General features: G+C 64.1%; 12 protein-coding genes and 1 pseudogene. All 13 read left to right on the top strand.

What is annotated here, in order from left to right; translation table 11 throughout:
* A pseudogene (locus P3W85_RS22065) lies at nucleotides 1-235 on the top strand (methyl-accepting chemotaxis protein); the annotation flags it as partial.
* 74 nt (nucleotides 236-309) lie between these two features.
* Nucleotides 310-1,044: a DUF4088 family protein gene (locus tag P3W85_RS22060; protein ID WP_017229176.1), complete on the top strand. Its 735-nt coding sequence runs from the start codon at nucleotides 310-312 to the stop codon at nucleotides 1,042-1,044.
* 413 nt (nucleotides 1,045-1,457) lie between these two features.
* The gene (gene flhD / locus P3W85_RS22055) at nucleotides 1,458-1,775 is read left to right on the top strand and encodes a flagellar transcriptional regulator FlhD (protein ID WP_006162633.1); all 318 of its coding nucleotides are present in this window, start codon (nucleotides 1,458-1,460) and stop codon (nucleotides 1,773-1,775) included.
* The gene (flhC, locus tag P3W85_RS22050) at nucleotides 1,772-2,377 is read left to right on the top strand and encodes a flagellar transcriptional regulator FlhC (RefSeq protein ID WP_017229174.1); all 606 of its coding nucleotides are present in this window, start codon (nucleotides 1,772-1,774) and stop codon (nucleotides 2,375-2,377) included. Before flhD ends, flhC begins: the two co-directional genes overlap by 4 nt.
* A gap of 290 nt (nucleotides 2,378-2,667) precedes the next feature.
* Complete coding sequence (motA, locus tag P3W85_RS22045) at nucleotides 2,668-3,531, top strand: flagellar motor stator protein MotA (RefSeq protein ID WP_035814848.1); 864 nt, start codon at nucleotides 2,668-2,670, stop codon at nucleotides 3,529-3,531.
* Between the two features lie 18 nt (nucleotides 3,532-3,549).
* Entirely contained in the window at nucleotides 3,550-4,572 is a 1,023-nt protein-coding gene (gene motB / locus P3W85_RS22040; protein WP_017229172.1) for a flagellar motor protein MotB, read from the top strand.
* Between the two features lie 59 nt (nucleotides 4,573-4,631).
* Nucleotides 4,632-6,659, top strand: a complete 2,028-nt coding sequence (gene cheA, locus P3W85_RS22035) for a chemotaxis protein CheA (RefSeq protein WP_276266342.1) — start codon at nucleotides 4,632-4,634, stop codon at nucleotides 6,657-6,659.
* A 21-nt stretch (nucleotides 6,660-6,680) separates the two neighbouring features.
* Nucleotides 6,681-7,175 carry a chemotaxis protein CheW gene (gene cheW / locus P3W85_RS22030; RefSeq protein WP_017226355.1) on the top strand — a complete coding sequence of 165 codons (495 nt, stop codon included), beginning with the start codon at nucleotides 6,681-6,683 and terminating at the stop codon, nucleotides 7,173-7,175.
* Between the two features lie 110 nt (nucleotides 7,176-7,285).
* Entirely contained in the window at nucleotides 7,286-8,188 is a 903-nt protein-coding gene (locus tag P3W85_RS22025) for a CheR family methyltransferase (protein ID WP_017226356.1), read from the top strand.
* On the top strand, nucleotides 8,188-8,844 hold the full coding sequence (gene cheD, locus P3W85_RS22020; RefSeq protein ID WP_017226357.1) for a chemoreceptor glutamine deamidase CheD: 657 nt from the start codon (nucleotides 8,188-8,190) through the stop codon (nucleotides 8,842-8,844). The genes P3W85_RS22025 and cheD overlap by 1 nt, the downstream gene beginning before the upstream one ends.
* Nucleotides 8,845-8,867: 23 nt before the next feature.
* On the top strand, nucleotides 8,868-9,944 hold the full coding sequence (locus P3W85_RS22015) for a protein-glutamate methylesterase/protein-glutamine glutaminase (protein WP_017226358.1): 1,077 nt from the start codon (nucleotides 8,868-8,870) through the stop codon (nucleotides 9,942-9,944).
* Nucleotides 9,945-10,035: 91 nt separating this feature from the next.
* Nucleotides 10,036-10,431 carry a chemotaxis response regulator CheY gene (gene cheY / locus P3W85_RS22010; protein ID WP_017226359.1) on the top strand — a complete coding sequence of 132 codons (396 nt, stop codon included), beginning with the start codon at nucleotides 10,036-10,038 and terminating at the stop codon, nucleotides 10,429-10,431.
* Nucleotides 10,432-10,441: 10 nt separating this feature from the next.
* Nucleotides 10,442-11,074, top strand: a 633-nt coding sequence (cheZ, locus tag P3W85_RS22005) for a protein phosphatase CheZ (protein WP_017226360.1), incomplete at its 3' end; no start/stop codon positions are given.

Raw genomic sequence — 11,074 nt, 5'->3', positions numbered from 1 at the left:
GGCGGATGCCTTCGCTGGCTCCCGCACCGAGACGGCGCGGCCCAAGGTCATCGCCGCCGCGCGGCCGGTGCGTGCCGGAGCGCCGGTGCACGGCAAAGGCCATGACGAGGCCGAGGCAGCCGAGCCGGCTCCGGCGGAAAAACCCGCGCGTGAAGCCGATACGCCGGCCCAGGCCAGGGCTGCGCGTCCGGCCGCGCTCGCCACCTCCGACAGCGGTGACTGGAGCGCCTTCTGATGCCTGCGGGAGAGGGAGGGCAGGCGGCGCGGGCCGGAGCCCCTCGCGCAGCGCAACAGCCGGCACAGCACATCATGACCACGGATATCGCCCTGACGCTGCCCGAAGAGGCCGCGGCCAAGCTGCGCGCCGAGTTCGAGCATTTCGTCAAGCTCTCAACGGGACTGGACAGCGAGTTCACGCCACCCGGCTTCGACGACTTCCTGCGCGCGCGCCTGCTTCACCATGATGGCCCGCTGACGGAGCGCGCCGTCACCCGGCTGCTGTCGGGCGGCGAATACGCATGGGCCAAGCGCGTGTTCAACAAGCAGTTGCCCAATGCCATGGCCACCCTGCTGCGCGACGCCCAGCGCTTTGGCTACGGCCTGGCGGTGCGTTACGAATGGACGCCGCAGGAGCGCCTTGCGCACGCTCGCGACTGGGCCCGGCAGATCCTGGAAGATGCCGGGTCCGACCTCGCTTTCACCGATCCCCTGGCTTCCCAGCTCGCCACCTCGGCGGTGGAAATCCGCGCGCTCGAGGAACAGATGCAGACGCCGGCCTGGCGAGTGGCGGAGAGCCTGCGCCGCCGGGTCTACGACACCATGTACATGGTGCAGACGGAACGCGCCGCAGGCGCCGCGCGTTCGCGGCTGGGCGAGCTGCGCGCGGTGCTGGGGCTGTCCATGGACTATGGCTCGGTGAGCGCGGATGAGGCCGTGCGGGTGATGGAGCAAGTGGAGCAAACCTGCCCTCATCTGTTCCGCGAAGAGCCTGACGACCTGTTCGCGAGGGTGGCCGCATGGTTGCGGCGTGTCCTAGTGCAATGAGTCCATTCGCGTCAATAGTGGAATGTGACTACGGCGGTCCGTGAATGGGTGATGCGGAATGCATTTTTAGAGCTATTCCTCTGTTACATACCCGTAACAGTTTTGATGCAAATCACATTACAAAGCTGTGACTTGTTACAAACTTCGTGTCCCATGTATGTTTCGTGCGACATGACGTTACCCCAACGTTAGAGGGGATTGGCAGTCTGGTCTAATTGCCGATATAACTCTCACAGCCGCACTTACACTCTGTAACACTTGTAACGTTTTGGATAAGTGTGGCCCAAGCGCAGTTCCGTAGTTTTACGCAGTACCCATCGAGCACGCATACAAACGATCTGGTCGCCTCCAGCTTCTTGCTGAAGGTAAGCGCCGGACAAGCGGTCGAAGGGTTATTTGGTAGCGGGGAAAAATTGGAAAGCAGTGAAGTTCTCCAGGAGATCAGGGAGGTTAACCTCGCCTATCTGCTGCTCGCGCAACGCCTAGTGCGCGAAAATCATCTGGAAGCCATGTTCAGGCTTGGCGTCAGCAAGGAAATTGCCGACATTCTCGCCAAACTGACACCGGCCCAGCTCGTCAAGTTGGCAGCGTCCAACATGGTCTTGTGCCGATTCAGGTTCGACGACCATGCCTTGCTGTCGACACTCACGCATACGGCCAAGAGCCACGATATGCAGCAGATCCATGCTGCCATCCTGCTCGCCCGACAGCCTGTGGAGTCGCTCAATTGACCGCGCTCCTGCAAGCTCCGTCGGCCCGGAGTATCACGGCCACTCCCGTCCCCAATCGCAAGAGCGTGTTGCAGGACGCCAACCAGACCCAGCTCGCCATCGAGCTGATCGGCCTGGGTGCGCGCCTGCAGGTGCTTGAAGCCGAGACCACGCTCTCGCGCGACCGCTTGATCCGGCTCTACAAGGAACTGCGCGGCGCGTCGCCCCCCAAGGGCATGCTCCCCTTCTCTACCGACTGGTTTACCACCTGGTTGCCAAACATCCATTCCTCGCTGTTCTTCTCGGCCTATCAGTTCATGGTCCAGCAGGGCGAGACGGTTGGCATCCGCGCAGTGGTGGCGAGCTATCGGCTCTATCTCGAGCACGTATCGCTGCTCGAAAGCGAAATTGTCTTAAGTTTCACCCGTGCCTGGACGTTAGTACGGTTTTTCGAGAGCAACATGCTGCAGCTTTCCAGTTGCACCTGCTGCGGTGGGCAGTTCGTTACACACGCGTACGAGCCGCATGCGAATTTCGTATGCAGCCTGTGCCGTCCGCCCTCCCGTGCCGGCAAGGCAAAGAAGCTCTCGAAGGACGTCGCTCCCGCGCAAGCTGTCGCCTGACCGGAGTCTTTGGGTCTTTGAGGCTTTCCCGCTCAAGTCTTTCCATCTTGAGTCGTTAAGTCTTATGACTGCGAAGTCTTCAGGTATCGGCAACCAACGGCCAAAGACCGGAGACTGAAGGACTCGAGGACCGAAAGTCCGAAGGATTCAAGGACTCCAAGGTACCGAGGTCAGGTTCGAAGAGAGTCTGCGTGGTTGGTAAGCCCTATCCAGGCAGGCGGTATTCCGCCCGCCTGGAGGGGAGGCCCTTGTGCGTGCCTGACGCGTGTTTTTCAGACGGGGAATCAATCGTGCTAGTTGTAATTGGCTATGTTGTCGTGGTGGCGGCGGTGCTTGGTGGATACGCCATGACCGGCGGCCACATGGGCGCGCTTTATCAACCGGCAGAGCTTGTCATCATTGGCGGCGCCGCCATCGGCGCGTTCATCAGCTCTAACAATGGCAAGGCCATCAAGGCCACCATTCGTGCGGTGCCCACCCTGTTTCGCAGCAGCAAGTACAGCAAGGCGCTGTACATGGAAGTGATGGCGCTGCTTTATGTCCTGTTATCCAAGGCCCGCCGCGAAGGCATCCTGTTCCTCGAGAAGGAGATCGCGGATCCGGCGGCCAGCAGCGTGTTCAGCCAGTATCCGCGCATCCTCGCCGACCCGGCGATGATGGAGTTCCTCACGGACTACCTGCGCATGATGGTCAACGGCAATATGAACGCGTTCGAGATCGAGGCCCTGATGGACCACGAGATCGAGACCTTCCGCCATGAAGCCGAAGTGCCCGCGCATGCGCTGACGCGTGTCGGCGACGGCCTGCCCGCCTTCGGCATCGTGGCCGCCGTGATGGGCGTGGTGCACGCGCTGGCATCTGCGGACCTGCCGCCGGCGGAACTCGGCGCACTGATCGCCCACGCCATGGTGGGCACTTTCCTCGGCATCTTGCTGGCCTATGGTTTCGTCTCGCCGCTGGCGGCACGTGTTGAACACCAGGTCAACGAGACCGTGAAGATGTACGAGTGCGTCAAGGTCACGCTGCTGGCTTCGCTCAACGGATATGCACCCCTGGTGGCGGTGGAGTTCGGCCGCAAGGTGCTGTACTCGACGGAGCGGCCGTCCTTCCTCGAGCTGGACGATCATGTCCGCGAAGTCAAGAGCATCACCTGACGAAGAGGAGCGACAGCGATGAGCGGTGAGCACGGTTCGCATCCCATTGTCGTCAAACGCATCAAGAAAAGCAGCGCAGGGCATCACGGCGGATCGTGGAAGATCGCCTATGCCGACTTCATGACGGCGATGATGGCGTTGTTCCTGGTGCTGTGGCTGCTGAAGGCCGCGCAGCCCAAGGACCTGGTGCAGTTGGCGGAATACTTCCGCACGCCGCTGAAGGTGGCGATTGCGGGAGGCAATAGGAGCAGCGAGTCTTCCAGCGTGATTCCGGGCGGCGGTCTCGACGTTACCCGGCAGGATGCGGACGTCAGGAAAGCCCCGGACGATGCCGCGCAGAAGGCCAAGGAGCGCCAGGAAGGCGAGCGCCTGCGCGCGCTCAAGAAGCGCCTCGAGCAGATCATCGAGAACAATCCGGTGCTGCGCCAGTTCCGCCCGCAACTGCTGCTCGATATCACCAGCGAGGGCTTGCGCATCCAGATCCTGGATACCCAGAACCGGCCGATGTTCCGCACCGGCAGCGCCGCGGTCGAGCCCTATATGCGCACCATCCTGCGCGAGATCGGCCCGGTACTCAACGAGATGCCCAACAAGGTCAGCCTGTCCGGCCATACCGATGCCGCCAATTATTCCAATGGCGAGCGCACGTACAGCAACTGGGAATTGTCTTCCGACCGGTCCAACGCCTCGCGCCGCGAACTGATTGCCGGCGGCATGAACGAGGGCAAGGTACTGCGTGTGATCGGCCTGGCCGCGACCATGCCGCTGGACAAGAAAGACGATCTGGCGCCGATCAACCGCCGCATCAGCATCGTGGTGCTGAACCAGCGCGCGCAATCGCGCATCGAGGCCGAGAATGCCAGCGCCGCCGAGGTAACGGTGGCGGCAAAGGCTGGTGAAGTGGGCGAGGAAGTGCAGGCAGGCCTGGCGGCCGCCTCCGCCCCGCCAGCCAAAGCCGCACCGGCCGTCTCGGCCGGGCCGGCCGCGGCTGTGCAGGGCAACGCCGCCGCGGCCCCGGCCAAGCCGGGCAGTGTTCAATGAAGACCGCCTGCCGCACCGGCAGCGGGCTTCACAGCAAAATTCAGTGAGCCAGGACGGTTATGTCTGTCGATATCGATATCACACAGTTCTACCAGACCTTCTTCGAGGAGGCGGAAGAACTTCTAGTGGAAATGGAGCAACTGCTGCTCGGGCTGGATCTTGAGTCCCCCGATGCGGAAGAGCTCAACGCGATCTTTCGCGCGGCGCACTCGATCAAGGGCGGCGCTGCCACCTTCGGCTTCGCGGCCCTGACCGAAACCACGCACCTGCTGGAAAACCTGCTCGACCGCACGCGGCGGCGGGAGCTGGCGTTGTCCCGGACCATTATCGACACTTTTCTGGAAACCAAGGACGTGTTGCAAGATCAGCTCAACGCTTACCGTAACGGTACCGAACCGGATCCGGAAACGCTGGCGCGTATTTGCGCCGTTTTGCAGCAACTGGCGCTCGAGGCCTCGGGCGGCGCGCCCGCCGCGGCGACAGCCCCTGCACCTGCCCCGGTGGCAGCCGTTGCCGCCCCCCCCGAGCCCGCCGCGGGCGGTGGGTTGAAGGTGACGCTGATCAAGGTGTCGCCGTCGGACCAGGCGCTGCTGCGCGAGGAACTGGCCAACCTGGGCGAGATCACCGGTCAGCAGGAAGAGGGCGGTGATCTCACCATCTGGCTGCAGAGCCAGTGCAGCGCCGACGACATCATCGCGGTGTGCTGTTTCGTCGTGGACGGCGACCAGATCGTGGTGGAAGCCGCGGCTGCAAGCGCGCCTGCGCCTGCTGCCGAAGCCGCCGCCCCCGTTGCCGAGGCCCCGGCAGCGGCGCCCGCAGTCCCGGTTGCCGCGGCGCCTGCCGCCGCGCCTGCGGCCAAGGAAAAAGCCAAGCCGCAGCCCGCCGCCGCAGCCCATGCGCAGGAGTCCGGCTCGATCCGCGTGCCGACCGAAAAGGTGGACCAGATCATCAACCTGGTGGGCGAACTGGTGATCACGCAATCGATGCTGGCGCAGACCGCCTCGTCGCTCGATCCCGTGCTGTTCGACCGTTTGTTTTCCGGCATGGGCCAGCTGGAGCGCAACGCACGCGACCTGCAGGAAGCCGTCATGTCGATCCGCATGATGCCGATGGACTACGTGTTCTCGCGCTTCCCGCGCCTGGTGCGCGACCTTGCCGGCAAGCTCGGCAAGCAGATCGACCTGGTCACCTTCGGCAAGGCCACCGAGCTCGACAAGAGCCTGATCGAACGCATCATCGATCCGCTCACCCACCTGGTGCGCAACAGCCTGGACCATGGCATCGAAACGCCGGACAAGCGCATTGCGGCCGGCAAGGAGCCGACCGGCCAGCTGATCCTGTCCGCCCAGCATCATGGCGGCAACATCGTCATCGAGGTCAGCGACGACGGCGGCGGCCTGCGCCGCGACAAGATCCTCGCCAAGGCGCTGCAGAACGGCCTGCCGGTCTCCGACAACATCAGCGACGAGGAAGTCTGGCAGCTGATCTTCGCACCGGGCTTCTCCACCGCCGAAGCGGTCACCGACCTGTCCGGCCGCGGCGTGGGCATGGACGTGGTCAAGCGGAACATCCAGGAGATGGGGGGCCATGTCGAGGTCACCTCGCGTCCAGGCCAGGGCACGACGACCCGCATCGTGCTGCCGCTGACGCTGGCGATCCTGGACGGGATGTCGGTCAAGGTTGGCGCCGAGACCTTCATCCTGCCCCTGAACTGCGTGATGGAATCGCTGCAGCCCAAGCCGGAAGACGTGCACACGGCCGCCAACAACGACCGCGTCATGCACGTGCGCGGCGAGTACCTGCCGCTGCTGGAGTTGCACCGCGTGTTCAATGTGGCCGACGCCGTGCAGGAGCCGACCCAGGGCATTGCCGTGATCCTGCAGGCCGAAGGCAAGCGTTTCGCGCTGCTGGTCGACCAGTTGATCGGACAGCACCAGGTCGTGCTGAAGAATCTCGAAACCAACTACCGCAAGGTGCCTTGCATTTCCGCCGCCACCATCCTGGGCGACGGCAGCGTGGCGCTGATCGTGGACGTCGGTGCGCTGCAGCGCACCGGGGTGCGCCGCCAAGACCCGGCGCTCGCTTAACGCTCAGGAGAACAAGACATCATGGCCGGCATCGGACACATCGATACCCCGGGGAGCGAGGCTTCCGGGCAGGAATTCCTGGTTTTCACGCTGGGAAGCGAGGAATATGGCATCGACATCCTCAAGGTGCAGGAGATCCGCGGCTACGACGCGGTGACCCGCCTGGCGAACGCGCCTGACTTCATCAAGGGCGTGACCAATCTGCGCGGCGTGATCGTGCCGATCGTCGACCTGCGCCTGAAATTCCGCCTGGGCAACGTGCGCTATGACCACCAGACCGTGGTCATCATCCTCAATATCGCCGGGCGCGTGGTCGGCATCGTGGTGGACGGCGTGTCGGATGTACTGACCCTGACCGGCGAAGCCATCAAGCCGGCGCCGGAGTTCGGCGTCTCGGTCTCGAACGATCACCTGACCGGCCTGGGCACCGTCGACGGGCGCATGCTGATCCTGATCGATATCGAAAAGCTGATGACCAGCCCCGAGATGGAGCTGGTCGAAGCCGAACTCGCCTGATTCCGCCCAGGTACTTACCGGCGCATCGGCAAGCAATACCAGGCACCAAGCAATAGCACCAGCAATAGCACTAGCACCAGCCAGCCTACGGCCAACAGCCCCCGCAACACATGACGCAGCTTCGCCCAACCGCCTTTGCCGCCGGCCCGCAATCAGCGCAGCCCGCATCCATGCGGCGCGACGAGCCGCGGGACTTCCTGCTGACCGAACGCGATTTCGAGAAGATCCGCGCGATGATCCATCGCCGCGCGGGCATCTCGCTCGGCAGCCACAAGCGCGAGATGGTGTACAGCCGCCTTGCGCGGCGGCTGCGCACGCTGCAGCTGGTCGACTTCGGCAGCTACCTTGCCATGCTCGACGCCGATGAAGGGTCGGATGAGTGGGAGTTCTTCACCAACGCGCTCACCACCAACCTGACCTCCTTCTTCCGCGAGGCGCATCATTTTCCCTTGCTGGCGGAGCACGCCAAGAAGATCGGCCGGCCTTACTCGGTATGGTGCTCGGCGGCGTCCACCGGCGAGGAGCCTTACTCGATCGCCATCACGCTGGCCGAGGCGCTCGGCGAGCGCGCGGGCACCGTGCTGGCCACCGATATCGACACCCAGGTGCTGGCCAAGGCCCGTGCCGGTGTCTATACCGCCGAGCAGGTGAACAAGCTTTCGCAGGAGCGGCTCAAGCGCTTTTTCCTCAAGGGCACCGGCCAGCGCGCCGGGGCGGTCAAGGTCAAGCCGGAGCTGGCCTCCACCATCAGCTTCGAGCCGCTCAACCTGCTGGCGCCCGACTGGGGGATTCGCGAGAAGTTCGACGCGATCTTCTGCCGTAACGTGATGATCTACTTCGACAAGCCCACCCAGGGCCGCATCCTGGAGCGCTTCGTGCCGCTGCTCAAGCCGCACGGGCTGCTGTTCGCGGGCCATTCGGAGAATTTTTCCTACGTCACGCGCGCGTTCCAGCTGCGTGGGCAGACGGTCTATGAGCTGGCGCCGGCCTCGGCCAGGCTGGGAGGTTCCTGATGCGCACGCCCCAACTGCCGGAAGCCATTGCCACCCGCAGCTACTTCGACCGGGAATTCGGCAAGCAGGCCATCAAGCTGCTGCCGAACGAGTACTACGTGACCGGCGAGGATGTCGTGCTGACCACGGTGCTGGGGTCGTGCGTGGCTGCCTGCATCCGCGACGAGAAGGCCGGGGTGGGCGGCATGAACCATTTCATGCTGCCGGACGATGACGGGGTGGGGGCCGACCGGCTGTTGTCGGCGTCGATGCGCTACGGCTGCTATGCGCTCGAGGTGCTGATCAACGAACTGCTGAAGATGGGTGCGCGCCGCGAGCGGCTCGAGGCCAAGGTGTTTGGCGGCGGTGCGGTGCTGGCCAATATGACCACGCTCAATATCGGCGATCGCAACGCGGAGTTCGTCCTCAGGTACCTGAAGACCGAAGAGATCCGCGTGGCGGCCCAGGACCTGCGCGGTCCGCATGCGCGCCGGGTCAGCTATTTTCCGCTTACCGGGCTGGCGCTGGTGCGCCGGCTCACGCGGCAGGATGACCAGGTGGTGGTCGAACGCAACGAACGCGCGCTGGCGCGCGCCATTGCCAGTTCCGCCACCAAGCCAGCGACCGGCGGCGCCGAACTCTTTTCACGGCGAGCGTCCTCGGCTGCCGTCCCCTGAACCGTTAAGGATTTATTCAAAACATGACTGCGGCAAAGATCAAGGTATTGTGCGTGGACGATTCCGCGCTGATACGCAGCCTGATGACCGAGATCATCAACAGCCAGAGCGATATGGAGGTGGTGGGTACCGCTCCCGATCCGCTGGTGGCGCGCGACCTGATCAAGCGCCTGAATCCCGATGTGCTCACGCTCGACGTGGAAATGCCCCGCATGGACGGGCTCGACTTCCTCGAGCGGCTGATGCGGCTGCGTCCGATGCCGGTGCTGATGGTGTCGTCGCTGACCGAACGCGGCTCGGAAATCACCATGCGCGCGCTGGAGCTGGGCGCCGTGGATTTCGTCACCAAGCCCAAGCTCGGCATTCGCGACGGCCTGATGGACTACACGGACACCATTGCCGACAAGATCCGCGCGGCGTCGCGCGCGCGCATCCGCAGCGCCGCGCCGCCGAGCGCCGGGGCAGCCGAGCCGGCGGCGCCGATGCTGCGAAGCCCGCTGCTGTCGACGGAAAAACTGATCATCGTCGGTGCCTCCACGGGCGGCACCGAGGCGATCAAGGAGTTCCTGATGCCGATGCCGCCGGATTGCCCTGCGGTGCTGATCGTCCAGCATATGCCCGCCGGCTTCACGCGTTCCTTCGCGCAGCGGCTCGACGGGCTGTGCCGGATCACCGTCAAGGAGGCGGAGCACGGCGAGCGCGTGCTGCCGGGCTACGCGTATATCGCCCCGGGCGATTCGCATCTGCGCCTGGCCCGCAGTGGCGCCAACTATGTGGCCCATCTGTCGCAGGAGCCGGCGGTCAACCGTCACCGTCCGTCGGTCGAGGTGCTGTTCGATTCTGCCGCGGTGCACGCCGGCAAGAACGCCATCGGCGTGATGCTGACCGGCATGGGCAAGGACGGCGCACAGGGCATGCTGCGCATGCGCGAGGCCGGCGCCTACAACCTGGCGCAGGACGAGAGCACATGCATCGTGTTTGGCATGCCCAAGGAGGCGATTGCCGCCGGTGGGGTGCACGAGGTGGTACCGTTGCACGCGATGAGCCAGCGCGTCATGGCGCGCCTGGCAACCTTCGGGACGCGCGCGCAGCGGGTTTGACAGGGCACAAGCGTCTGCCTGGCCGCCTGGGCGCGGCGGGGCGGGCGTACGTATTGCAGTAACTTTCCACAACTGTTTTGGAGCCGTTAGAGTGGACAAGAACATGAAGATCCTGGTGGTCGATGACTTCCCCACCATGCGTCGGATCATCCGCAACCTGCTTAAGGAACTGGGTTTTGCCAACGTCGAGGAAGCCGAAGACGGCGCCGCCGGCCTGGACAAAGTCAAGGACGGCAGCTTCCAGTTCGTCGTTTCCGACTGGAACATGCCGAACATGGACGGCCTGAGCATGCTGCAGGCGATCCGCGCCGATGGCGCGCTGGCGAAGCTGCCGGTGCTGATGGTGACGGCCGAGGCCAAGAAGGAAAACATCATCGCCGCGGCACAGGCCGGCGCGAACGGCTATGTGGTCAAGCCGTTCACGGCGGCGACGCTCGATGAGAAGATCACCAAGATCTTCGAGAAACTGGCGAAGGAAGGGGCATAAGGTGGGCGACATGTCGACGACTCCGACTCTGAGCAACGAATCTGCCGAGCAGCTTTTCCAGCGCATTGGCGCCCTGACACGGATGCTGCGCGACAATATGCGCGAATTGGGGCTCGACAAGGAAATCGAGCGCGCCGCACAGGCGATTCCCGATGCGCGCGACCGCCTCAGCTATATTGCCGCCATGACCGAGCAGGCTGCCGAGCGCACGCTGAACGCAGTGGAGCTGGCGCAGCCGATCCAGGCCGGCATGGAGAAGCAGGCCGAGGCGCTGGACAAGCGCTGGGGTGCCTGGTTCGAGAAACCGGTGGAACTGGGTGACGCGCGCGAGCTGGTGCTGGACACCCGCGCCTTCCTCACCGACGTGCCGCAGCAGGCTCGCGCCACCGGCAGCCATCTGCTCGACATCATGATGGCGCAGGACTTCCAGGATCTGACCGGCCAGGTCATCAAGAAGATGATGGACATGATCCGGTCGCTGGAGCACGAACTGCTGCAGGTGCTGATCGACAACGTGCCGGCGGACCGCCGCATGGAAGCGCCGGCCACGTTGATGAACGGGCCGCAGATCAATCCGGAAGGCAAGGCGGATGTGGTCTCCGACCAGTCGCAGGTGGATGACCTGCTCGCCAGCCTCGGCTTC

Source organism: Cupriavidus basilensis, from assembly GCF_029335485.1.
In the GTDB taxonomy this organism is placed as follows: Bacteria; Pseudomonadota; Gammaproteobacteria; order Burkholderiales; family Burkholderiaceae; genus Cupriavidus; species Cupriavidus basilensis_E.
This window is presented reverse-complemented; position numbering and strand designations above follow the sequence as displayed.